Source organism: Sulfitobacter sp. HI0027 (genome assembly GCF_001634775.1).
Taxonomy (GTDB): Bacteria; Pseudomonadota; Alphaproteobacteria; order Rhodobacterales; family Rhodobacteraceae; genus Sulfitobacter.
Map to the genome: position 1 here is coordinate 1 of NZ_LWER01000035.1, position 21,992 is coordinate 21,992.

Annotated in this window: 22 protein-coding genes; 6 read left to right on the forward strand and 16 right to left on the reverse strand. The window is 61.8% G+C overall.

What is annotated here, in order from left to right:
- Positions 1 to 41: 41 nt before the first annotated feature.
- Both smpB and A3722_RS02180 read right to left on the reverse strand, forming a co-directional pair.
- Entirely contained in the window at positions 42 to 530 is a 489-nt protein-coding gene (smpB, locus tag A3722_RS02175; protein ID WP_067266812.1) for an SsrA-binding protein SmpB, read from the reverse strand.
- 47 nt (positions 531 to 577) lie between these two features.
- Entirely contained in the window at positions 578 to 1,396 is an 819-nt protein-coding gene (locus tag A3722_RS02180) for a sulfotransferase family protein (protein WP_067631147.1), read from the reverse strand.
- A gap of 168 nt (positions 1,397 to 1,564) precedes the next feature.
- Here A3722_RS02180 and A3722_RS02185 point away from each other — a divergent pair, with 168 nt between their 5' ends.
- Both A3722_RS02185 and A3722_RS02190 read left to right on the forward strand, forming a co-directional pair.
- The gene (locus A3722_RS02185) at positions 1,565 to 3,142 is read left to right on the forward strand and encodes a DUF5928 domain-containing protein (protein ID WP_067631145.1); all 1,578 of its coding nucleotides are present in this window, start codon (positions 1,565 to 1,567) and stop codon (positions 3,140 to 3,142) included.
- A 108-nt stretch (positions 3,143 to 3,250) separates the two neighbouring features.
- On the forward strand, positions 3,251 to 3,763 hold the full coding sequence (locus A3722_RS02190; protein WP_067631143.1) for a PepSY domain-containing protein: 513 nt from the start codon (positions 3,251 to 3,253) through the stop codon (positions 3,761 to 3,763).
- A 116-nt stretch (positions 3,764 to 3,879) separates the two neighbouring features.
- Here A3722_RS02190 and A3722_RS02195 read toward each other — a convergent pair whose 3' ends face one another.
- From A3722_RS02195 to A3722_RS02205, 3 genes are all read right to left on the reverse strand, one after another.
- Positions 3,880 to 6,390: a cation:proton antiporter gene (locus A3722_RS02195; RefSeq protein ID WP_067631141.1), complete on the reverse strand. Its 2,511-nt coding sequence runs from the start codon at positions 6,388 to 6,390 to the stop codon at positions 3,880 to 3,882.
- Positions 6,391 to 6,466: 76 nt separating this feature from the next.
- A complete protein-coding gene (locus A3722_RS02200; RefSeq protein WP_067631139.1) occupies positions 6,467 to 7,096 on the reverse strand; it encodes a DUF1523 family protein in 630 nt (209 codons plus the stop codon).
- 128 nt (positions 7,097 to 7,224) lie between these two features.
- Complete coding sequence (locus A3722_RS02205) at positions 7,225 to 8,013, reverse strand: alpha/beta hydrolase (protein WP_067631137.1); 789 nt, start codon at positions 8,011 to 8,013, stop codon at positions 7,225 to 7,227.
- A 91-nt stretch (positions 8,014 to 8,104) separates the two neighbouring features.
- Here A3722_RS02205 and A3722_RS02210 point away from each other — a divergent pair, with 91 nt between their 5' ends.
- Entirely contained in the window at positions 8,105 to 9,580 is a 1,476-nt protein-coding gene (locus A3722_RS02210; RefSeq protein WP_067631135.1) for an NAD-dependent succinate-semialdehyde dehydrogenase, read from the forward strand.
- 180 nt (positions 9,581 to 9,760) lie between these two features.
- Here the strand turns inward: A3722_RS02210 and A3722_RS02215 are convergent, their stop codons facing one another.
- The 7 genes from A3722_RS02215 to A3722_RS02245 all read right to left on the reverse strand — a co-directional run bounded on the left by A3722_RS02215 (position 9,761) and on the right by A3722_RS02245 (position 16,337).
- Positions 9,761 to 10,315, reverse strand: coding sequence for a hypothetical protein (locus A3722_RS02215; RefSeq protein WP_067631133.1), 555 nt, complete (start codon positions 10,313 to 10,315; stop codon positions 9,761 to 9,763).
- A gap of 247 nt (positions 10,316 to 10,562) precedes the next feature.
- Positions 10,563 to 11,033: an Hsp20 family protein gene (locus A3722_RS02220; protein ID WP_067631156.1), complete on the reverse strand. Its 471-nt coding sequence runs from the start codon at positions 11,031 to 11,033 to the stop codon at positions 10,563 to 10,565.
- Positions 11,034 to 11,183: 150 nt separating this feature from the next.
- Positions 11,184 to 12,014, reverse strand: coding sequence for a trypsin-like serine peptidase (locus A3722_RS02225; protein ID WP_067631131.1), 831 nt, complete (start codon positions 12,012 to 12,014; stop codon positions 11,184 to 11,186).
- 49 nt (positions 12,015 to 12,063) lie between these two features.
- Entirely contained in the window at positions 12,064 to 13,392 is a 1,329-nt protein-coding gene (gene glcF, locus A3722_RS02230; protein WP_067631129.1) for a glycolate oxidase subunit GlcF, read from the reverse strand.
- Positions 13,393 to 13,405: 13 nt separating this feature from the next.
- Positions 13,406 to 13,774: a hypothetical protein gene (locus A3722_RS02235; RefSeq protein ID WP_067631124.1), complete on the reverse strand. Its 369-nt coding sequence runs from the start codon at positions 13,772 to 13,774 to the stop codon at positions 13,406 to 13,408.
- Positions 13,771 to 14,889, reverse strand: a complete 1,119-nt coding sequence (locus tag A3722_RS02240) for an FAD-binding protein (RefSeq protein ID WP_067631122.1) — start codon at positions 14,887 to 14,889, stop codon at positions 13,771 to 13,773. Before A3722_RS02240 ends, A3722_RS02235 begins: the two co-directional genes overlap by 4 nt.
- The gene (locus A3722_RS02245; RefSeq protein WP_067631120.1) at positions 14,886 to 16,337 is read right to left on the reverse strand and encodes an FAD-linked oxidase C-terminal domain-containing protein; all 1,452 of its coding nucleotides are present in this window, start codon (positions 16,335 to 16,337) and stop codon (positions 14,886 to 14,888) included. The genes A3722_RS02240 and A3722_RS02245 overlap by 4 nt, the downstream gene beginning before the upstream one ends.
- A 185-nt stretch (positions 16,338 to 16,522) precedes the next feature.
- Between A3722_RS02245 and A3722_RS02250 the strand changes: the two genes are divergently transcribed.
- Positions 16,523 to 16,879 carry a hypothetical protein gene (locus A3722_RS02250; RefSeq protein WP_067631118.1) on the forward strand — a complete coding sequence of 119 codons (357 nt, stop codon included), beginning with the start codon at positions 16,523 to 16,525 and terminating at the stop codon, positions 16,877 to 16,879.
- Positions 16,880 to 16,900: 21 nt separating this feature from the next.
- On the opposite strand, the gene rlmH is transcribed toward A3722_RS02250, so the two are convergent.
- From rlmH to A3722_RS02265, 3 genes are all read right to left on the reverse strand, one after another.
- Entirely contained in the window at positions 16,901 to 17,371 is a 471-nt protein-coding gene (gene rlmH / locus A3722_RS02255) for a 23S rRNA (pseudouridine(1915)-N(3))-methyltransferase RlmH (protein ID WP_067631116.1), read from the reverse strand.
- A 23-nt stretch (positions 17,372 to 17,394) separates the two neighbouring features.
- The gene (gene rsfS, locus A3722_RS02260) at positions 17,395 to 17,766 is read right to left on the reverse strand and encodes a ribosome silencing factor (protein WP_067631153.1); all 372 of its coding nucleotides are present in this window, start codon (positions 17,764 to 17,766) and stop codon (positions 17,395 to 17,397) included.
- 184 nt (positions 17,767 to 17,950) lie between these two features.
- On the reverse strand, positions 17,951 to 19,306 hold the full coding sequence (locus A3722_RS02265; protein ID WP_067631112.1) for a mechanosensitive ion channel family protein: 1,356 nt from the start codon (positions 19,304 to 19,306) through the stop codon (positions 17,951 to 17,953).
- 278 nt (positions 19,307 to 19,584) lie between these two features.
- On the opposite strand from A3722_RS02265, the gene leuC reads away from it, so the two are divergent.
- The gene (leuC, locus tag A3722_RS02270) at positions 19,585 to 20,991 is read left to right on the forward strand and encodes a 3-isopropylmalate dehydratase large subunit (protein ID WP_067631105.1); all 1,407 of its coding nucleotides are present in this window, start codon (positions 19,585 to 19,587) and stop codon (positions 20,989 to 20,991) included.
- A 38-nt stretch (positions 20,992 to 21,029) separates the two neighbouring features.
- On the opposite strand, the gene A3722_RS02275 is transcribed toward leuC, so the two are convergent.
- Entirely contained in the window at positions 21,030 to 21,245 is a 216-nt protein-coding gene (locus A3722_RS02275; RefSeq protein WP_067631101.1) for a DUF2945 domain-containing protein, read from the reverse strand.
- 80 nt (positions 21,246 to 21,325) lie between these two features.
- On the opposite strand from A3722_RS02275, the gene leuD reads away from it, so the two are divergent.
- A complete protein-coding gene (gene leuD / locus A3722_RS02280; RefSeq protein WP_067631090.1) occupies positions 21,326 to 21,931 on the forward strand; it encodes a 3-isopropylmalate dehydratase small subunit in 606 nt (201 codons plus the stop codon).
- Positions 21,932 to 21,992 lie beyond the last annotated feature (61 nt).

Consider the following 21,992-nt stretch of genomic DNA (forward strand, 5'->3'; position numbering starts at 1 on the left):
GGCCCGGCGCCTGCGGCTTGATTCCGGGCCTGCCGCGCGTATCAGCCGTGATCCTTCAACAACCGCTGCTTCTGCCGCGACCAATCCCGCTTGGCCGCCGTCTCGCGCTTGTCATGCAGCTTCTTACCCTTGGCCACGCCGATCTTGATCTTCGCCATGCCGCGATGGTTAAAATACATCACCAGCGGCACCAGCGTCATGCCCTTGCGCTGCGTCGCGTTCCACAGGTCCGCCAATTGCTTGCGGCTCACCAACAACTTACGGCGGCGGCGTTCCTCATGCTGGAAGGTCTTGGCCTGCTTGTAGGGCGCCACATAGGAATTCACCAACCACAGCTCGCCATCCTCCACGGCGGCGTAACTTTCGGCGATATTCGCCCCACCTTCGCGCAGAGATTTCACCTCGGACCCTTCAAGGATGATGCCGCATTCGATGTCTTCTTCGATAGCGTAATCAAACCGCGCGCGGCGGTTTTCGGCGATCACCTTGTAGTTCGGATCGGATTTGGAGCTGGATTTGACCTGTGACATGCCAAAGCATGTAGAGCGCGACCTGCCCCGGTGCAAGATGCTGCCGCTCAGTCCCCCAGTTTGGCGTGCACCTCATCAAGATCAATCTCACCCACGGGCAGCTTGTTCCCCGGATTGTCGAAGTCATATTTGAACAGATCGAAGTCGCGTTTGTAGATCTCGCGCATCAGATGCATCGACAGATCGTCAAAGTAATCCTCAACCGGATGCGCCCGCTTGGGCCCGTGGCCCTCGCTTTCGTTGAACCGGGGGATCGCCGCCAGATCAACCCAATGCGGCGTGTCCACGGCATCGAGCACCTGCTGCATGCCGTCGTTAAACTGTTCCGTCCAAAAGATATTATCGTAGGTGCCACCGTTGATGATAAAGGTGCTGACGTGCCCCGACACCGCAGACCAGTGAATGTCCGGGTCCATCGGCCGCCGCCAACGGATGGTATCGCGCGCAAACAACAAGAAGCGCCGGAAACTGGCGATCTGGTCAAACTCCTGCTTGCCGTCATCGCCGCCCACGTCGATCCCGTATTTCTGAACCAGCAACGGCACCAGATTGCCGCGATACCGCCGCCCATTGCGCTGGATGCCGCAAATCTTGTCAAAGAAGGACGATAGAACCCGCGTGTAAGGATTGCGCACGCAGGTAAAGGCATAGGACTTGCGCGCTGTCACATTATCGGTGATCGGCCCCTGTGATGCATCCAAGGCCCATTTGTGGATGCCTGCCTTGGCATCATGGATGTCTCCGTCAAAGAATTCGCCATGATCGGAATAAAACATGATCTGCCCGATGGTCGAACAGGCGCATTTGGGCACCACCCGGTACACCATGCTCTCGCTCTCCGTCATCCATGTTCCGGGAAAACCCATGCTCGCTCGCCTCCTGCTGCGCTGACTGTTTTGAGCAACAATCTGGCCTTGCAGCAAAAAAGCAAAGAAATGCTGTTTATTCAATCGGTCTTCACGATTAACTAGGTAAGTGATCCACGACAAAAGGCCGATGCAAGCGGGCCGCGACAAGGACATTCGGTATCCTGCATGGCGAAAATTGCCTATATCCTGCTGTGCCACAAGGATCCGGAGGCTGTTATCCGGCAGGCCGAGCGGCTGACCGCCGTGGGCGACTATATGGCGATCCACTTCGACGCTTCCGCCAGTGCCGAGGATTACGCCCAGATCACCGCCGCCCTTGGCGACAACCCCAGTGTCACCTTCCCGCGCAAACGCATCCGCTGCGGCTGGGGCGAATGGTCTTTGGTACAAGCCACGCTGGATACGCTCACCGCCGCACTGCAAAGCTTCCCCCGAGCCACGCATTTCTACCTGATGTCCGGCGATTGCATGGCAATCAAATCCGCCGAATACGCACATCAGTTTCTTGATGAGAATGACTCGGATTTCATCGAAAGCGTGGATTATTTCGACAGCGATTGGATCAAGACCGGCTGGAAAGAAGAGCGGCTGATCTATCGCCACTGGTTCAACGAACGCACACAGCGCAAGCGGTTCTACGCGATGTTCGAGGCCCAGAAACGCCTTGGCCTCACCCGCAAAATCCCCGCCGACCTTCAGGTGCAAATCGGCAGCCAATGGTGGTGCCTGCGCCGCCGCACCATCGAGGCGGTGATGGCGTTCACCCACAAACGCCGCGACGTGATGCGCTTTTTCCGCAGCACATGGATCCCGGATGAGACGTTTTTCCAAACCCTCGTGCGCCATCTGGTCCCCGAGGCCGAAATTTCCAACCGCAGCCTGACCTTCCTGCTGTTCTCCGACTACGGCATGCCGGTCACATTCTACAACGATCACTACGATCTGCTGCTCGGTCAAAACCACCTCTTCGCGCGCAAAATCAGCCCTGAAGCGCTGGACCTCAAACGCCGCCTCGGCCTGCTCTACGCCGCCCAAGGCGTGAAATTTCAGATCAGCGACGAAGGCCGCAACCTATTCGACTTCCTCACCGCAAGGGGCCGCATCGGCCGCCGCTTCGCCCCCCGCTTTTGGGAGACCGAAGCCAGCCTTGGCCGCGAGCGTGAATTGCTGATCATCCTCGCCAAGAAATGGCATGTCGCCAAACGGCTCGTCGGTCGGATACGTCAGGAAACCGACCTTCCGGCGGTGAATTTTCTCTTCAACGAAGAAGACACCCCCCTGCCCGATCTCGGCGGCATTCAAACCTCGCTGGAAAAACGCACCCGCCACCGGCGGGCCTTGATGCGGATGCTCTATGACTACTACGGCAGCAGGCGGCTGATTGTCTGCATTGATACATCCAACCTCGACCTGCTGCGCGATTTCGCCTCAGACCGCGCAGAGGTGCGCATGCTCGAAGTCGAATGCAAGCTGACAGATGCATATCTCACCGGCCACGCCCTGCGCATCGGTCTGACCGGGGAACAGACCTCGCAGGAAAACCTCACGCGCCTACTGCCTACGATCCGGGGGAACATGCTGCATGAGGTCGACCAGATCCGTGACGCACAGTTTGAAAACTATACACGCCTATCTGAATACGCCGACACCGAAACGAACACGTCTGCCCTCGCGCGCTTTCTCAACGTGAGCGAGGACAAGGCCCGCGCAATCGCCCAGAGCGACAACCTCTTCGCGGATTAACGCAGACCCCCTACCCCATGGAACAGCACGCTTTGCCAAGCGTTGAGCCACGAACGCCGTCACCCAATAGGGAACCGGCAAACCGCAACACATTTCATGAGGTTTCCCATGCCACATAAGTTCACCGCCCTCGCCGCATCGCTCCTGATCGCCCCCACTGCGCTCTTCGCCCAAGAAACCGCCCCAGAGGCCGAGCGCGTCAGCATGTCCCAAGCCATCAAAGCCGCACAAAGCAGCATCGACGGCGGCGTGCTGGAAGCCGAGATCGAAACCGAAGGCGATGCGCTGGTCTATGAAATTGACCTTGTCCGCGGCGAGGCCGTCTACGAAGTCACGGTCAATGCCGCCACCGGCGAGGTGATCTCGCAATCCGAAGAACAGCTCACCAGCTTCCTCAGCGGCCTCTTCCAAGAAGATGAACTGCGCGCCGCTGGCACCTCCCGCGATGTGCTGATGAAAGCGCTGGCCGAACTTGAAGGCCAAGACGGCACAAGGATCGAGGAACTCTCGCTCGACGATGAAGATGACCGCATGGTCTATGAGGTCGAACTGACCGACGCGACAGGCGAACGCGAGGTGCTGATTGACGCCTCCACCGGCGAAATCACCCAAGACGATTAACCTCACCCCAAGGTGCGGCCGCCCCTACCGGCCGCACCCCCCCATATCTTCATCCTTTTTCAAATACCGCTGCGCAACACCGGCCCCAAACACCCCATCCGCGATTGCCAAGCAGCCTATCCAGCCCCTCCCCCCGAGAGTAAATCCACCGGATCGATCCCGCGCTTTTCTGCGCTGGCCCGCACCGCGTCGCGCAGGGCCGCACTCCGTTCCAGCAGGCGGCGAAAGCGGTCTTCGTCCAGCACCAAAAGCGTGGTCGGTGCGATGGCACGGACATCCACCCGGCGCACACGGTTCGTCAGGATCGCCATCTGGCCGAACATCTCCCCCCGACCCAATCGCCAAGTCTGACCTGCACTTTCCAACTCGACCGCGCCCGAGGCGATGAAAAACACGCTGCGTGCAGGGCTTTCCTTGTGCAAAACCACATCGCCAATATCTACATAGCGGGTTTTGAGCACCCGGCTGAGCCGTTTGAGCGCGCCCTCACCCAGATCCGCAAACAGCGGAAACTGTTCGATAAAAGCGCCGCGCCGCACGGCAAGGTCAAGGCCCGGACGCCCCTCTGCCGCCGTGCGCCGCGTGGCCAATTCCTGCATCAGCGCGGTATAGACCTCGGCCCCGAACAGCCCGTCTTCGCGCATCAACGTGTATTCGCGTTCTTCCAGCCGCAGCGCTGTACGGCGGATGAAACGCCGCTCAAGTTCCTCGGCATAGCCCGGATACTGCAACCGCAGCCCCTCTAGCGCGGTTTCGATCCCTTCGATGCGGCGCGCCAGCAGATCGTGCAGCAATTCCGCCACCCGCCGCCCGTGAATCCGGCGAATACGCCCATCGATAAAGGTGCCCAGATCGCGCAGGATCAGCCGCTGCGACAGCAGCATTTCAAAGCGGTCCGCCGTCATCCGCGCCAAGGGCCCCGAAACGCCGTAACGCCCGTGCAGCACCGCCGCCGCGCGAAAGGTGCGCCCATAGGCCACGCTGCGCCGCGCCGCCCGCTGGTACCCGCTGCGGCCTTGGGTCCGCGCCCCTTCGATCAGCCGGTCCGCATCCGAGAGCACCAGATCAGCCATCCGGGCCGAGATCGTTCGCTCCCGAACCCGCGCGAGGATCGTGTCGCGCTCGTGCCCTGCCAGCGCGATGAGACCAAGCGCGATCCGGTCCCGGTCAAGGATATCGGTCGCCTCCTCCGCGGTCTTGACCGCCGTCTCAAGCCGTTCGCCAAAGCGCTTGGCTTCGGACCGCACGATATCGCGGTTCAGATCGTAATTCTCGGTCGTTTGGGCCACGTCTTCGCGCACGGTCTGCAGGGCCACGGCGATCACCTGCCGCGACAGGGCGTGATCGATGGGCGACAGTTGATCCAGCCCCAGCCGCCCGATGATCCAGCGCAGCGTCGTACCTTGGGCCAGCAGGGTAAAGAGGGTGAAACCGGTGGCCAAGATACCAACGATCCGCTGGATATCATCCGGCACCCGCACGCTTTCCGTCACCGCCAGCGCCAGCGCCAGAGTGACCGCCCCTCGCAAGCCCCCCCAGAGGATCGCCACCCGGTAGGGCCGCTCGACCGGGGGCGAAAGCTTGGCCGCGGTCAGCAGGGGCAGCAGCCCGAAAAGGATCACTGCGCGGGCGAAAATGGCGGCCACGACGACCACGGCAATGAGAAAGAAATCCTCCAGCCGGACTTCCTCTAACAGCCGGGGGATCAGCAGTGCTGCGAGGATAAAGATGAGCGCCCCGGCCCAATGGGCCAGCACGTCCCAAAGCTCGCGCAGGTTGGTCAGCGCCTGCGGTGGCAACCGCCCCGGTGCCGTGAGGTTCAGCGTCAACCCCGCGGCTACCACGGCGATCACTCCCGACGCGCCGACGCTTTGTTCGGCCACGATATAGGCCAGATAGGGCAGCGCGACCGAGATCGACTGCTGCGCCAGTTCATGCCGCGCGAACAGCGCCATGACCCACACCGCGATCCGCGCGCCCAGCCAGCCCACCAGTGCCCCGCCCGCGATCAGCATCGGGAATTGTGCAAGTGCGCTGCCCAGTTCCGGGTCGGGAATGCCCAGCATGACATAGCCCATGAACAGACCGAACAGCGCGATGGCGGCGGCGTCGTTCAGCAGGCTCTCACCCTCAATGATCCGCGCCAACCGCCGCGGGGCCGAGATCGAGCGAAAGATCGAGACCACCGCCGAAGGGTCCGTGGTCGAAACGATCGCCCCGATCAGCAGACAGGCCGCCAGCGGAATAGCACTGACCCAAAACAGCGCGTAGCCAATGCTAACGGTCGCCACCACCACGGCCACCACGGCCAGCACGAGAATAGGCACCCAGTCATCCACCATGCGCCGCAGGTTCATCCCCAGCGTCGCCTGAAACAAAAGCGTCGGCAGGAAGACATAGAGGAAGACGTTAGACCGGATCGGCAGCCCCAGAATGGCCGCCGCCATTGGATTCAGCGCATCCGTCAGATCGGTGCGCAGGAAAAAGATCGCCGACGCCCCGATGAGGATACCCACGACCGCAAGGATCACGCTGAATGGTAGTTGCAACCGCGCGGCAAAGGGTTCCGCCAAGCCGATAACGACAAAGAGCGACGCAATGATTGTGGTGACGAGGATGATGTCCATATAGGATGGAATACCAGAATTTAGCTGAATGCGGGACGCTACCTGCCCCGCTCAGCGTTTACAGTTCTTGGTGAGGTTACTTCCGCGCGCGTCGTTCGGCACGCCACCGGGCAAAGCGCCCTCGGCGCGCGGCGAAGTCATCCTCGATTGCCTCGATCCTTGGGTCCAACCGCGCGCGGCGGAACCGCCGCCACCGCACCCAGATGGCATAGAACAGGGCCGCCACAAGGGTCAGCACGATGATGGTCACGAAAGGAATACCCTTGCTCGCCTCCGGCCCTTCGACAGGGCGGAGCGAAATGGCATTGGGGTAGATCGACAAAAGCTCACTGCGCCAGCCATAGTGTTTCAGCGCATAATACTGCGGCGCGCCGGTGGTGCTGCGGGCATCCGCCGCCTCGGCCTGAAGGTTGGCAGTGTCGAATTTGAAATAGGGCGGCCAGCCCCAGCCGGTGTCTTCGTTGCGGTAAACCATGACATCGCCCTTGGCGCGGCGGGTCTGGATGAAAAAGACATCGCGGTTGACCGCTTGCCCGGCACTATCCGTCGCAGAGCCGGCCCAAAAGATCGAACTGTTGCCGAAGTCGATCCGCTTTTCATAGGTGTCCGTGACGCGGACGATATCGGTCTGCGGCAGGGTATAATGGAAGAACGCCGCCACCAGCACCCAGACGGTCACCCAGAACACCCATTTAACGATTCTCATCTTCGGCCCTTTCAATTGCGTCGCTTGGCCGAACAGGGGCCTTTGCCCCTCTGACATAGTGTTTCTGCGGCACTGCGGCAAATGCCTTACGTGCATTAACGCAGGGCATCTGCCGTAAAATGTGGGGCCTAGCTGCCCAATAGCGCTTTGGTCAGGTCGCTGTCCGGCTCGGCCAGCGGGTCGATCACGTCAAAATGGTGCTTGCCCTCGGCCACGACCTGTTTCGCACCCCAACTGCGGGCGAAATTCTCGGCCTGCTCAAGGAAGGCGGGCCGCTCCTGAGCGCCCACCCAGACGGTGACATCAACGCCGTGCGGCGGGGTCATGTTCATCGGGCTTTCGGCCTCGGCCTCGGCCTCGTCCAGCCGCAGGGTGTCGTTCATCTGGGTCTGTAGCAGCGGGGCAAGGTCAGCCACGGGCGAGATTGGCACGATCCGCGTGATCCGGTCGCGCACCTCGGCCCCGAGCAGCAGGGGGTCGGTCATGCGCGCCACCAAATGCCCGCCCGCCGAATGGCCCGACAGAACGATGGTGCCCTGTGTGCGGTTCGCCACTTCGGTCAGCGCAGCGGCGATCTGCGTGGAGATCTCAGAGATACGCACATCGGGGCAAAGGTCATAAGACGGTATCGCCACGGCATAGCCCCGCGCCAGCGGACCGGCGGCCAGATGCGACCAATAGCTTTTGTCGAACGCCTTCCAATAGCCGCCATGCACAAAGACCGCCGTGCCGCGCGAGACGCCCTCGGGCTGGAAGAAATCGAACTTCTGACGGTCCGAAGGGCCGTAGCGCACATTCAATTGCGCCCGCGCCCCCAATGACGCGCGGAATGCCTCCGCCTCCTTTTCCCAGCGGGGCGGAAAGCCGTCGGCCCCGTCGATATAGGCAGCATTTGCATAGGCGTCATCTAGCATCATTTGGGTCTCCCACCCCGGATTTGATCAAACTGAACTGGACAATCATACTCGTTGTTGCTTTGGAGGCTATAGAGAATAGCGGAGAGATGACATGACTGATGCTAAGACGGATCTGAAATCACTGCTGAAAGACCCCAGCCTGCTTGAAACCCGCGCCTATATCGGTGGCCAATGGGTCGACGGTGGAGACGGCACCTTTGACGTGACCAATCCCGCGCGGGGCGATGTCATCGCACAGGTTGCTGACCTCAGCCGTGCACAGGTCGCGGGCGCGATTGCCCAAGCCGAAAAGGCGCAAAAAGACTGGACCAGCTGGACCGGCAAGGAACGCGCCGCAGTGATGCGCAAATGGTTCGACCTGATGATGGAGAACCAAGACGATCTGGGCACCATCCTCACCGCCGAACAGGGCAAACCGCTGGCCGAAGCCAAGGGCGAGATCGCCTATGGCGCGTCTTTCATCGAGTTCTTCGGCGAAGAAGCCAAGCGCGTCTACGGCGAGATGATCCCCGGCCACCAGCGCGACAAGCGCATCATGGTGATGAAGCAGCCCATCGGCGTTGCCGCTTCAATCACGCCGTGGAACTTCCCCAATGCGATGATCACCCGCAAGGCGGCCCCCGCGTTGGCGGCGGGCTGTTCCTTCGTGGCACGTCCGGCGGCTGAGACACCGCTCTCGGCCATCGTCATGGGCGTGCTGGCGGAACGTGCGGGCATTCCCGCAGGCGTGTTCAACGTGCTGCCGTCCTCATCGTCGTCGGCTGTGGGCAAGGAGTTCTGCGAGAACCCCGCCGTGCGCAAGCTTACCTTCACCGGCTCCACCGAGGTTGGGCGCATCCTGCTGAAACAGGCCGCCGATCAGGTGATGAAATGTTCGATGGAGCTGGGCGGCAACGCACCCTTCATCGTCTTTGATGACGCCGATCTCGATGCGGCCGTCGAAGGCGCGATCATGTGCAAGTTCCGCAACAACGGTCAGACCTGTGTCTGCGCCAACCGGATTTACGTGCAGGCCGGGGTCTATGACGCCTTCGCGGCCAAGCTGAAGGACCGTGTGAGCAAGATGAAGGTCGGCGATGGCCTTGAAGAGGGCACCGACCTTGGCCCGCTTATCAACCCCGAAGCCTCCGACAAGGTGCGCGAGCACATCAAGGATGCGGTCGACAACGGGGCCGAGATCATTTTGGGCAATGCTAAGGACGACATGGGCGGCAACTTCTTCGGCCCGACCATCGTGACCGGCGTGACGCAGGACATGAAGGTCGCCAAGGAAGAGACATTCGGCCCCCTCGCACCGCTGTTCAAGTTCGACGATGTGGACGACGTGATCGCCATGGCGAACGACACGATCTTTGGCCTTGCCTCTTACTTCTATGCCAAAGACCTGAGCCGTGTGTACAAGGTGGCCGAGGCGCTGGAATACGGCATCGTCGGCGTGAACACCGGCATCATCTCGACCGAGCTTGCGCCCTTTGGTGGGGTCAAGCAATCCGGCCTTGGCCGCGAAGGCAGCCACCACGGGATCGAAGACTACCTTGAGATGAAATACGTCTGCCTGTCGGTCTAAAACTTAAAGACCAGCTGAAACGATTTAGGGCCGCCGGGATCGCCCCGCGCGGCCCTTTCTTCACGGTGCAAGTCGGGTGTGAGGTAACGGCCCCGACCCCCGGCACATAAAAAAGCCGACAGCACTTTCGTGCTGCCGGCCTCCGGGCGGGGGAGAGAAACGCCCTGGGAGTGACCCGTCTTAGTTGGTCCGGGTCTGCGCCGCGCTGCCCGCATTCACTTGCTGGGTCAGGGCTGCGGCGAATTCTTCGCCTGTCATGCCGATGACAAGTTGGCCTTCGGCGTCAACATCTTGGTCGATCTGCACGACTGCGCGGTCGCTATCAGCAGCGAAATCATTGGCCAGATCGATGGAATAGCGCACAGAGCCATCGGCCTGTGGTTCCGCATTGGAAATCGTGCCGATGACTGTGTCATCCGACGCGACGGCCACGGTGCTGCCATCGAGCGCGATATCGACATCCGTGTCGCTCTCGCTCGGCATGGTCTCAGCGACCCGGTCTTCGACGTTCAGATCGGTGTCGGCGGAAATGGCGCTATCGGCGCCCGCCGCGATATCAGCACCGGTCGCAGTGTCGGCCATATCGGCGCCTACACCGGCGTTTGCTTCGGCATTCACATCAGCGCCAACGCCGACATCGGCGGTCTGAGCCTGTGCAGCAATCGGGGCGGCCATAAGCGCCGTGACAGCCGTGGTCAGGGTCAGCTTGCGTAGGGAATTTGCATAGTTAGTCATGGTTCTTCCTTTCATTGCGCGTGCGGTACTCTGCACGCTGTTGCCCGAGCACGCCTGCCCGGTCCCCCACTCAACCCGACAGCTTTCGCATGGTTTCCCCCGCCCTGCTGCGCAGCAGAAAGCCGCCGTTTTCGCGCCCCACCTTCGGCAGATATTCTCCCACGAAGGGGCCCCCTCAAGCGCCAATGCCAACAAAAAAAGGCCCGCTGGATAGCGGGCCTTCACAAAGCTCGGAATGGAACCGGGCTTAGTTCACGGATTTGGCGTCAACCACGTCCTTGTCGATCGACTTCACCTCGGAAGAGATGGCGATCTGGCGTGGTTTCAGGGCCTCAGGCACCTGACGCTCAAGCTCGATATGCAGCATGCCGTTGGCATGGGCCGCGCCGATCACCTGAACGTGGTCCGCCAAATGGAAGCGGCGCTCAAAGGCGCGGGTGGCGATGCCACGGTGCAGGTAGGACTTGGCCTCATCCTCATCAGCCTTGCGGGCCGAAACGATCAGCGCCTTCTCACGGACTTCGACGCTCAGGTCGCTGTCGGAGAAACCAGCCACGGCGATCGAGATGCGGTAGGCATCGTTGTCGAGCTTTTCGATGTTGTAGGGGGGATAGCTGGGGGTGGCCCCATCATTTGTCAGAACCCGGTCCATCATATTGGCGATCTGGTCAAAACCAACGCTGGAGCGGTAAAGGGGTGCGAAATCAAAGCTACGCATGTGTTCATCCTCATCAGTGAGCGATTGACATATCGGGCCTTCCACCATTGGACAGACCCGGTTTTTCAAGCGCCGAAGCCCTATAGAGGCACCTCGGCAAAGCTCATGTGGGAAGGGTTTTGCGCGCTTTCAAGACTTGGGGTCGCAGATTTAGGGCCGGATGAATTTCGCACCGGTGCCACGCTCTTCTCCGACCCGGATGCGTTTGCCTGCCGGGTTCGAATCCAGAAACACACCTTTGCCCGCCACCAGTTCCGCTTGCAGCAACGCCAAGGGCGCGCCCAGAGCGGTGCCAAGGGATACCTGCGTGCCCTCGACCTCGGCCTTGGCCGAAACGACTGAGACGATATGCGCCTCGCCCGCAACAATGCTAAAGATCGGCGCGCCGCTGGAGCCGAAATCGACCGCGCAGGAGGTCACCAGTACCCCCTCCTGCTGGGCCAGCACCTTGCAGACCTCTTGCAAGGACGGCGCCTCGGCCCGGTCGCGGGCATAGCTGACCACGCCCACGCTGTCGCCGGGACGCGGACGTGCGGCGGTGCCAAAGGGGCGGATCGTCGTGTTGCGGATGGGGCGGGAGAGTTCCAAGAGCGCCAGATCGTTGCGCACCCGGCCCGAGGAGACCTCACCATCATAGACGTAGTCGGGGTGCACCACGGCGCGGCGGATATCGCGGTAGGCACCGGCGCGGCCATTGCGCCAACCGGCAAGGAATTGCACCTCGCCATGGTCGATCCGGGCCTTGGTTTCGCGGTCAAACAGGCAATGCGCGGCGGTCAGCACCAGACGCGGAGCGATCAGGGTGCCGGTGCAAAACCCGGTGCCGCCGATGTCGAGACGGCCCACGGCCTCCCAAGCGGCGGCGTCCACACCGTTGTCGAGCGCCTTGAGCGCGCTGTCTTGGGCCAGCGCCGCCGTGGCGAAGGTAAATACGCCGAGAATAGCCGCCAACAATTGTCGCAAAATGCACCTCAAAACCATGTTCACCTTGGCGGATATAGGGGAGTTGCGGCGAAAGTACGGCGCAGGCTTAACGCAAACGCGGCACCTGCGCGGGCGCATCGGGGTCACGGTCAAGCGCGGGCGGTCTCGGCCCGCCACAGGCCCAATCCAGCAGTTCGACACTATGCACCACAGGCACCCCGGTGCCCGACCCGATCTGCATCATACACCCGATATTGCCCGCCGCGATGACATCCGGCGATTTCGCCTCTAGCGTCTTGATCTTGCGCTCTTTCAGCTTGGCCGAAATCTCTGGCTGCATGAGGTTATACGTCCCTGCCGAGCCACAGCAGAGGTGGCTATCGGCAGGCTCTACCACCGTGAAGCCGGCCTGTTTCAGCAGCGTTTTCGGCGTGGTCTTGATCTGCTGCCCATGCTGCAGAGAACAAGCCGCGTGATAGGCGACGACCATGCCCGGCTCTGCCGGTTCGACAAAGGGCAGGTCCACCTCTGCCAGCAGTTCCGTCACATCCTTTGCGAGGGCCGAGACCCGTGCGGCATCTTCGGCCAGCGGATCATTGCGGAACATATGGCCGTAATCCTTTACCGTAGTGCCGCAGCCCGAGGTGTTGATCACGATCGCATCCAGCCCTTTGCCGTCCATCTCCGTACACCACGCGCGGATGTTGCGGGCGGCGTGGGCGTGGCTTTCATCGGTTCTACCCATGTGATGGGTCAGCGCGCCGCAACAGCCCGCGCCTTCGGCCACCACCACCTCGCAGCCCGCACGGGTCAGCAGCCGGATTGTGGCGTCGTTGATATCGGTGTTCAGGGCCTTTTGCGCGCAGCCGGTCATAAGGGCCACACGCCACAGCGGTTTGCCCTGAGCCGGGAAGCTTTGCGGATCGTCATTGCGGCTGACCGGAGGGATCGTTTTTGGTGCCATTTCAAGCATGGCGCGCAGCCGGGCGTCGGGCATCAGCCGCGCGAAGGGCCGCCCGATCTTGGCCCCTAAAAGCGCCACTCGAAAGCGTGTCGGATAGGGCAGGATCCGCGCCAGCATCCAACGCAGCGCTCGTTCCCCCATTGGCCGCTTGTACCGCTCTTCGATGTAGCTGCGCGCGTGGTCGACCAGATGCATGTAATGCACGCCCGAGGGGCAGGTCGTCATACAGGCAAGGCAAGAGAGGCAGCGGTCGATGTGCAGCACCGTCTTTGGGTCCGGGTCGCGGTCATTCTCCAGCATGTCCTTAATCAGGTAGATGCGTCCGCGCGGGCTGTCCAACTCATCGCCCAAGACCTGATAGGTCGGGCAAGTCGCCGTGCAAAAACCGCAGTGCACACAGGCGCGCAGAATGTCGTTGCTGCGCTGCGTGTCAGGATCCTGCAATTGCTCGGGGGTAAAGGTGGTTTGCATGGATGCTCCGTTACTATGTGCTGCGCATCAGATTGGCGAGGACAAGGCCGAACCAAGGAACCGTCGTGCCTACGGCCCCCAAAACCCCGCTCCACCGGCGCATGGCGGGGCGCGGATCGGCGCGGCGCAGTGCTTGGACCACCAGCGCGATCACCCCGATCCAAGCGGCCCAGAGGGTGAGGGCGATGACCCCCAGCAACCACGGGCTGTCGCTCCAATAGCGCAGCAGTCCATAGCGCAGGCCGGTGGCGAATAAAAAGGCGGCCAAGACCATCGCCCCCAAGGTGCGGACTGCCCGCAGGGAAGGCGGCACGGCGATCAACGCCTTGAACAGAAACGGGCCGATCAGAAAAACGATGAGAAAGACCAGCACCAATGTCATGGGGTCAGCGCCAAGGCTTCGGCGTTGAAGATGCCTCGCGGGTCGAACTTGGCCCTCAGCCCCGCCGTCAACCGCGCCACGCCCGGCGCTTCGGGTTCCTGCCGGGGCAGCAGAGTCTGCGCCGCGCTTTCGGCCCGCAATAGGGTCGCGTGACCGTCATACCGCCCCAACCGCGCGCGCAGGTCGGTGCCGGGCGCCATGCGCAGCCAGATTAGCCCCCCGGCCCAGTCATAAAGATGTGCCTCGGCCCCGGCTTTTGCCGCCAGCGCGGGGGCCTCGGTCGGGCGGCAGTGCACCCGCCAGACATCCCCCGCCGCCCCATGAAAGGCCGCAACATCGCGCAAATCGCGCCAGAGGGTCGCGGAGGGCTCTGCGTCCAGCACCTCAAGCTCGGCCCCCGTTGCGGCCAGCAAATCCTTCAGCCGCCCCGTCCGGTAGGAGACCGAGGTCTCAAACCCCTCCAACCGCAGAAATGACAGCCCCTGCGCCTGATCATGTGCCGCGCCGGCAACTTCAAAGGGGCTGCGCATGGCCAGCGCCATGGCGGCGATGGCAGCGGCGTCGTCCAGCCCCGAAAGCACGAGCGTTGCGCTGGTTTCCGGGGTGGGCAGCACCTTTAGCGACACCTCGGTCACGGCCCCCAAGGTTCCGCGCGACCCGGCCATCAACTTGACCAGATCATAGCCGGTGACGTTCTTCATCACCCGGCCCCCGTTTTTGATAACGTTCCCCTGCCCATCGACAAAGCGCACGCCCAGAAGGAAATCCCGCGCCGCGCCGATGGCAAGCCGCCGCGGGCCGCTAACGTTCGCCGCAAAAACCCCGCCGATGGTCGGCGTGCCACTGCAGCCCATAAGCGCGCGGTGGTCCATCGGTTCAAAGGCCAGCCGCTGCCCTTCGGCGGCCAATGTCGTCTCAATCTCGGAGACTGGCGTCCCCGCCTGCGCCACCAGCGTCAGCGCGCCCGGCTCATAGAGGCTGATGCCCCGCAATCCGGCAAGCGACAGGTCCGCCCCCGGCCCAGCCATGCCGCGCGTATTGCCGCCCCGCAGGGACAAGGGCGCCTGCGCGGATCGGATCGCCTCGACCACTTCTGCTTCAGTCGTTATCGTCACGCGGCCACCGATGCGCCGCTGCCGCGCCGCCCTTCCGTGACATCCAAAGGAAAGACCTTGGCCGGGTTCAACAGCCACGTCGGATCAAACACGTCTTTCACCGCCAACTGCGCCTCAAGATCCGCCGGGGCATATTGCACATGCATCAGATCGCGCTTTTCGATGCCCACGCCATGCTCCCCGGTCAGACAGCCGCCCGCCTCGACACAAAGCCGCAGGATATCCGCGCCGAAGGCTTCGCATTTTTCCAGATCGCCGGGTTTGTTGGCATCAAACAGAATCAGCGGGTGCATATTGCCGTCGCCTGCGTGAAAGACGTTGCCGACTTTAAGGCCATAGCTGTCCGACATCTCGCCAATGCGCCGCAGCACCATCGGCAGCTCGTTCACCGGGATCGTGCCATCCAGACACATGTAGTCGTTGATCTGCCCCATCGCACCGAAGGCCGATTTGCGCCCTAGCCAGATCGCCGCGCTTTCTTCGGCGCTGGTGCTTTCGCGCAGTTCCACCGGGTTGTGGCGGCGGGCGATCTCGGTGATCAGGGCAAGCTGGTGATCGATCTCGGCGTCGGAGCCTTCGACCTCAACGATCAGCAGCGCCTCGCACATCGGGTAGCCTGCATGGGCGAAAGCCTCCGTCGCCTCGATACAGGGGCGGTCCATGAATTCGATCGCCACCGGCAGCACCCCGGCCTTGATGATGTCGCTGACACAGGCCCCCGCCACGGCGTTATCGTCAAAGCCCATCAGCACGGGCCGCGCGCCTTCGGGTTTGGGCAGAATCCGCAGCGTTGCCTCTGTCACCACGCCCAGCTGACCTTCGGAGCCGCAGACCAGCCCCAGAAGGTCCAGCCCGCCTGCATCCATATAGCCGCCGCCGATTTCAACCACGTCGCCATCCATCATCACCATCGTGACGCCCAGCAGGTTGTTGGTGGTGACCCCGTATTTCAGGCAATGCGCCCCGCCTGAATTCATCGCGATATTGCCCGCGATGGCGCAGGCCAACTGGCTGGAAGGGTCTGGCGCGTAGAAGAAGCCATCCTCCTCTACCGCGCCGGTCACGCTGAGGTTGGTGCGCCCGGTCTGCACCCGCATGAGCCGGTTGTCATAGTCGACCTCAAGCACCTCGGCCATGCGGGCCACCCCCAGCACAACACTATCGGCTGTGGGCAGCGCCCCACCGGCGAGCGAGGTGCCCGATCCGCGCGGCACGACAGGCACGCCCTCCTCATGACATATCCGCAGCACGGTGGAAACTTCTTGAGTGCTGGCCGGAAGGGTCACGGCCAAAGGGGGGCATTTATAGGCTGTGAGCGCGTCGCATTCATAGGCGCGGGTCTCATGCTCATCGTCGATGACGGCATTGCGGGGCAGCGCCGCACGCAGCCGCGCCACGACTCGCGCTTTGCGCGCAATGATCCCGGAATCGGGTGTTGGCATCTGCATCGCGGTCCCTCCTCTTGCCCCGCAGCATAAAGACTATGCCGCCGGTTTGACCAGACTGCCGCGCGCTTGGTGCAATTGCACCACTAATTTGCAGCCTCACGGTGAATTGCGCGGCGCCGCGCTGTGCTTACCTTGGAACCCTTCCGAAATGCGCTATATTCAGTTTGTTGTTTTATTGGTGCCACATGTTCAAACGCAGCCTCATTCTCTCCCTATTGGCATTTGCCATGCCGGCCTTGGCCGATCCGCCCGACATTTTGAATGTCACGGTCGATCGACAGGGGGATCTGTGGAAATTTGACGTTACCATCCGCCACAACGACAGCGGTTGGGATCACTATGCCGATGCTTGGCGCATTCTGGACCCCGAGGGGGAGCCTTTGGGCACGCGCAATCTGGCGCATCCGCACACCAAAGAGCAGCCCTTCACCCGTTCGCTGTCGGGCGTGCGCATCCCGGATGGGATGACTGAGGTCAGCATTCAGGCGCGCGACAGTGTGAGTGGCTGGTCGCCGGAATTGGTGACGATCCCGCTGCCCTGATCCCCCCCTGATCCCTAAACCTCAGACCCGATGATAAGGCCCGCCCGATAGGATCGCGGCGGCGCGGTATAGCTGTTCGGCCAGCATGACCCGCACCAGCATATGCGGCCAGACCATCTTGCCAAAGGAGAGCGCGTGATCCGCCTCGGCGCGGAGACTGGGATCAATGCCATCCGCCCCGCCGATGACAAAGGCCAAATCGCCCCGCCCGGCATCACGCCATGTGCCAAGACGTTCGGCGAAAGCGGGGGAGGTTTCGACCTTGCCGCGCTCATCCAACACGCAGATCACCGCCCCTTGGGGGATGGTGCGCCGCAGCAAAACGGCCTCGGCAGCCATGCCGCCGTTTTTCTTATCTTCCATCTCGACCACACGCGCAGGACCAAGGCCCAGACCGCGTCCGGTCCGGTCGAACCGGGTGAGATAGTCATCGACAAGAGTTTTTTCGGGACCGGCACGAAGCCGGCCCATAGCGCAGATATGTACCCGCATGGCTTAGTCCCGCAAAAGCAGGATCAGTGCGGCATGACCGCGGCCGCGTCTTCGCCGCCCAGCCACATCTTTTCGAGCTGGTAGAACTCACGCACTTCGGGGCGGAAGACATGCACAACAACGTCGCCTGTGTCGATCAAGACCCAGTCGCCGGTTTCGCGGCCCTCCATCTTGGACGTACGTCCGGTGGCGTCTTTGACGGCCTGTGCCAGCTTTTCCGAGATCGCCGAAACCTGCCGCGTGGAGCGGCCCGAGCAGATCACCATATAGTCGCCGATGGCCGTCTTGCCGCGCAGATCGATCTGCACGATATCTTCGGCCTTGTCGTCATTCAGCGAGGAAAGGATAAGCGCCAGCAGGTCGTCGCTGGTTGCGATTTGCGAGGCGGCAGTCATTGCGGCCCCATGGTCAGCAGCCTGCGCTGCGTCAACGTTAAGAGACAGGACATTGTCCTCCTTCGTCATGCACCGCCAATGCTGAACGCTTGCCCCGGTGCCGAGCCCCCCTAATTTAGCGATATAGGCCAGATTTTTCAATGGACCCTATGCGTTCCGCGTGAACCGTGGCGCAAATCCCCGCCTAGTCAGGCAAATTCTGCGTTGCTGCGGCCCGTGAGAGCGCCAATTGACTGTCTTCGATGATCTTCACCTCGCGCTGCGGGAAGGGGATCGAGATGTCGTTTTCCTTGAACGCATCCCAAAGCGCCAGATAGACATTGCCGCGAATGTTGGTCAGCCCGCCGGTCGGATCCTTGATCCAGAAGCGCAGGATGTAATCCACCGACGAATCGCCAAAGCCGACGATGTGACAGACCGGCGCCTTGTAGCTCAGCACCCGGTCGACGCCTTTGGCCGCATCGACCGCCAGTTTGCGCACCACATGCGGATCGTCGGAATAGGCCGTGCCAAAATAGATATCGAGGCGCACAAAGTCATTGGAATGCGACCAGTTCACCACTTGTCCGGTGATCAGGTCTTCGTTCGGGATCAGGTATTCTTTGCCGTCCCGCGTGACCACAGAGGCATAGCGCGCGCCGAGCGTTTGGATCCAGCCGAAGGTCTCACCCAGGCTGATCACATCGCCGGGCTTGATCGACTTATCCAGCAGGATGATCACGCCCGAGACGAGGTTCGACACGACCTTTTGCAGACCGAAACCAAGGCCCACACCGATCGCACCCGAGAGCACCGCCAGCCCCGTCAGATCAATCCCCACGGCTCGCACCCCGATGAAGAACGCCAGACCATAGAGTAGGATCTGCACCCCCTTCACGGCCAGCACCTGCATGGAAGGGCTGATGTCTTCGTTCTTGCGGATCGTCGCGGCGGTGGTGGTGCTCACCAGCCGCGCCATGGTCAACAACGCGCCCACTACGACCAGCGCGGTGAGAACGGTCAGCACCGAAAGCCGGAATTCACCGATGGTCAGCGCCACGCCATCCAGAAACACCGCCACATCATCGGCGACATTAAGCATGTAGAGCGTGGCGTAGATCCAAAGCCCCCATGTCACCATGCGCCGCAGGGGTCGGTTGCGCACCAGACGCGCGGCAAAGGCGATGCCGACATAGATTGCCGCCAAGGTCGCCGCCAAGCCGATAAGATAAGACCGCGACGGCCAAGTGACGTTCTGCATCACCTGATACAAAAGCCCCGCCAGCAGGGCGAACCAGATCAGCCCCAGCCGTCGCTTGACCTGCACCACCACCCGCAACTGCCACTTGGACCACCCTTCGCGCGAGCGGACCCAGTTTTGCAGCATCACGCCGGTGACCCGATGCAGGATCCACGCCAGCGCAACCAAGGCCAGCAAGATCAAAATCTGGTTCTGCCGCCAACCGGGGCTCAGGACGCTTTCACCAAAGCCGAGAACCCCATCAAACAAAGCCTGAAGCGATAGAAGGAAGTTCGAGAAAGGGTGGGACTCAGGGATCATGTACGGCCTTTGCAACTCAGGAAGATCACGGTTGCACAGGCTCCTCGCCAGAGCAAGAACCGCCGCGCGACCAGCCCCGCACACCGCCCCACGATGCCACCTTGCGAGACTCGCTCAGGGTCTATATCCAAGGCCCCATGATACTGGTGTTTGATCTTTGCGACCGTGCGCGTCTGCGCGAACGCTTTTTCGGCGCGACGCATAGCGTTCTGGCCCGACTATAAGCCAGCCCTCTCAGCCACACCCTTAGCCATTCCAAACCACGGGAGAGGACCATCATGTCCCCCAAGACGCTTTACGATAAAATCTGGGACGCCCATGTCGTCCACGAAGCCGATGACGGCACTTGCTTGCTTTATATCGATCGTCACCTCGTCCACGAAGTGACCAGCCCGCAGGCCTTTGAGGGGCTGCGCATGTCGGGCCGCACCGTGCGCGCGCCGGACAAGACCATCGCCGTGCCGGATCACAACGTGCCAACCACCGAAGGCCGCGAAGACCCCGAGGCGATGACCGAGGACAGCCGCATTCAGGTTTCCGCGCTCGACAAAAACGCGCGCGAGTTCGGCGTGCATTACTACCCCGTCTCGGACGTGCGCCAAGGCATCGTGCATATCGTCGGCCCCGAGCAGGGCTGGACCCTGCCCGGCATGACCGTCGTCTGCGGCGACAGCCACACCGCGACCCACGGCGCTTTCGGCGCGCTGGCCCACGGCATCGGCACCTCCGAGGTTGAGCACGTTCTCGCCACCCAGACGCTGATCCAGCGCAAGGGCAAGAACATGAAGGTCGAGATCACCGGCAAGCTGCGCCCCGGCGTCACGGCCAAGGACATCACCCTTTCCGTCATCGGCGCCACCGGCACCGCGGGCGGCACCGGCTATGTCATCGAATATTGCGGCGAAGCGATCCGCGACCTGTCGATGGAAGGCCGCATGACCGTCTGCAACATGGCGATCGAAGGCGGCGCGCGCGCGGGCCTTATCGCACCTGACGAAAAGACTTTTGAGTATTGCAAAGGCCGCCCCCACGCTCCGAAAGGCGCACAATGGGAAGCGGCGATGGACTGGTGGAAAACGCTCTACTCCGACGACGACGCCCACTTCGACAAGGTCGTCACGCTCAAGGGCGAAGACATCGCACCAGTCGTTACATGGGGCACCTCGCCCGAGGACGTGCTGCCGATCACTTCGGTCGTTCCTGCGCCCGAGGACTTCAAAGGCGGCAAGGTCGACGCGGTGAAACGCGCGCTGGAATATATGGACCTGACACCGGGCCAGAAACTGACCGACATCCAGATCGACACCGTCTTCATCGGCTCCTGCACCAATGGCCGCATCGAAGACCTGCGCGCCGCCGCTGCCGTGCTGAAAGGCAAAAAGATCAAAGACGGTCTGCGCGCCATGGTCGTGCCCGGCTCAGGCCTCGTGCGTGCGCAGGCCGAGGAAGAAGGACTGGCGGACATCTTCCGCGAGGCCGGTTTCGAATGGCGTCTTGCAGGCTGCTCGATGTGTCTGGCGATGAACCCCGACCAGCTTGCCCCCGGCGAACGCTGCGCGGCCACATCGAACCGGAACTTTGAGGGGCGTCAGGGCTATAAAGGGCGCACGCATCTTGTGTCGCCCGGCATGGCCGCGGCGGCTGCTCTCACCGGTCATTTGACCGACGTGCGCGAATTGGCGTGACCGACCGGGGCGTGGATACCGGGCGCGTTGCGCAGGGCTCAGTCGGCCTTGCGCAACTCGCTGCCAGACTTCAGCACTTCGCTGCCGTCGTCCTGTTCGATCTTATAGGCCGGTTCGTCATCGCTCGCTTTGCGGGTCACCTCGCTGCCCTGCAGCTTCAGCGTGATCTTCTGCGTGTATTTCTTGACGATCTTGCCGGTCCCGGTGCCATTGCCCCAGTCCCATTCCACTTTCGTGCCGGTTTGGTACGTCATGCCATGCCCTCCTGATACCCCATTTGCCTAGAACGCGCCGCTCAGCAGCGCGGTTCCCGCAATCTCCGAAGGATAACCCGATGGAAAAGTTTACAGAAATCACCGGCACCGCGGCTCCCATGCCGCTGGTGAACATCGACACCGACATGATCATCCCCAAGGTCTTTCTCAAAACGATCAAACGCTCCGGCCTTGGCGTGAACCTGTTCGACGAAATGCGCTATGACCGCGAAGGCAACGAAATCCCCAATTTCGTGCTGAACCAACCGCAATACCGCGACGCGCAGATCCTCGTCGCGGGCGACAACTTTGGCTGCGGCTCTTCGCGCGAACACGCGCCTTGGGCGATCAAGGATTTCGGCATCCGCTGTGTCATCGCGCCCAGCTTTGCGGACATCTTTCACAACAACTGCTTCAAGAACGGCATCCTGCCCATCGTCCTTCCGCAAGAGCAGGTCGATGTGCTGATGAAGGACGCCGAAAAAGGCTCAAACGCGCGGATGACCATTGATTTGGAAGGCCAGACTGTCACCACTTCGGACGGTGAGAAGTTCCCCTTCGAAGTCGATGCCTTCAAAAAGCACTGCCTGCTCAACGGTCTGGACGACATTGGCCTGACGCTTGAAAAGGGCACGGCGATCGACACCTATGAGGATTCGCTCAACCAGAGCCGTCCTTGGGTCTAAGGGCCATTTCTAAACTCAACTTGTGGGCGTAAATCCAGCGCCCACAAGATGTTGCGGCCTG

Excerpts from the sequence above, each read along its gene's own strand:
- A3722_RS02205 (WP_067631137.1), bottom strand. The coding sequence starts at position 8,013 with ATGATGCTAGATGACGCCTATGCAAATGCTGCCTATATCGACGGGGCC.
- A3722_RS02180 (WP_067631147.1), bottom strand. The coding sequence starts at position 1,396 with ATGGGTTTTCCCGGAACATGGATGACGGAGAGCGAGAGCATGGTGTAC.
- A3722_RS02195 (WP_067631141.1), bottom strand. The coding sequence starts at position 6,390 with ATGGACATCATCCTCGTCACCACAATCATTGCGTCGCTCTTTGTCGTT.
- A3722_RS02265 (WP_067631112.1), bottom strand. The coding sequence starts at position 19,306 with ATGATCCCTGAGTCCCACCCTTTCTCGAACTTCCTTCTATCGCTTCAG.
- A3722_RS02275 (WP_067631101.1), bottom strand. The coding sequence starts at position 21,245 with ATGACGTACCAAACCGGCACGAAAGTGGAATGGGACTGGGGCAATGGC.
- A3722_RS02185 (WP_067631145.1), top strand. The coding sequence starts at position 1,565 with ATGGCGAAAATTGCCTATATCCTGCTGTGCCACAAGGATCCGGAGGCT.
- A3722_RS02220 (WP_067631156.1), bottom strand. The coding sequence starts at position 11,033 with ATGCGTAGCTTTGATTTCGCACCCCTTTACCGCTCCAGCGTTGGTTTT.
- A3722_RS02200 (WP_067631139.1), bottom strand. The coding sequence starts at position 7,096 with ATGAGAATCGTTAAATGGGTGTTCTGGGTGACCGTCTGGGTGCTGGTG.
- leuC (WP_067631105.1), top strand. The coding sequence starts at position 19,585 with ATGTCCCCCAAGACGCTTTACGATAAAATCTGGGACGCCCATGTCGTC.
- leuD (WP_067631090.1), top strand. The coding sequence starts at position 21,326 with ATGGAAAAGTTTACAGAAATCACCGGCACCGCGGCTCCCATGCCGCTG.
- A3722_RS02245 (WP_067631120.1), bottom strand. The coding sequence starts at position 16,337 with ATGCAGATGCCAACACCCGATTCCGGGATCATTGCGCGCAAAGCGCGA.
- smpB (WP_067266812.1), bottom strand. The coding sequence starts at position 530 with ATGTCACAGGTCAAATCCAGCTCCAAATCCGATCCGAACTACAAGGTG.
- rlmH (WP_067631116.1), bottom strand. The coding sequence starts at position 17,371 with ATGCGGGTACATATCTGCGCTATGGGCCGGCTTCGTGCCGGTCCCGAA.
- glcF (WP_067631129.1), bottom strand. The coding sequence starts at position 13,392 with ATGCAAACCACCTTTACCCCCGAGCAATTGCAGGATCCTGACACGCAG.
- A3722_RS02235 (WP_067631124.1), bottom strand. The coding sequence starts at position 13,774 with ATGACATTGGTGCTGGTCTTTCTCATCGTTTTTCTGATCGGCCCGTTT.
- A3722_RS02215 (WP_067631133.1), bottom strand. The coding sequence starts at position 10,315 with ATGACTAACTATGCAAATTCCCTACGCAAGCTGACCCTGACCACGGCT.
- A3722_RS02250 (WP_067631118.1), top strand. The coding sequence starts at position 16,523 with ATGTTCAAACGCAGCCTCATTCTCTCCCTATTGGCATTTGCCATGCCG.
- A3722_RS02225 (WP_067631131.1), bottom strand. The coding sequence starts at position 12,014 with ATGGTTTTGAGGTGCATTTTGCGACAATTGTTGGCGGCTATTCTCGGC.
- A3722_RS02210 (WP_067631135.1), top strand. The coding sequence starts at position 8,105 with ATGACTGATGCTAAGACGGATCTGAAATCACTGCTGAAAGACCCCAGC.
- A3722_RS02190 (WP_067631143.1), top strand. The coding sequence starts at position 3,251 with ATGCCACATAAGTTCACCGCCCTCGCCGCATCGCTCCTGATCGCCCCC.
- rsfS (WP_067631153.1), bottom strand. The coding sequence starts at position 17,766 with ATGACTGCCGCCTCGCAAATCGCAACCAGCGACGACCTGCTGGCGCTT.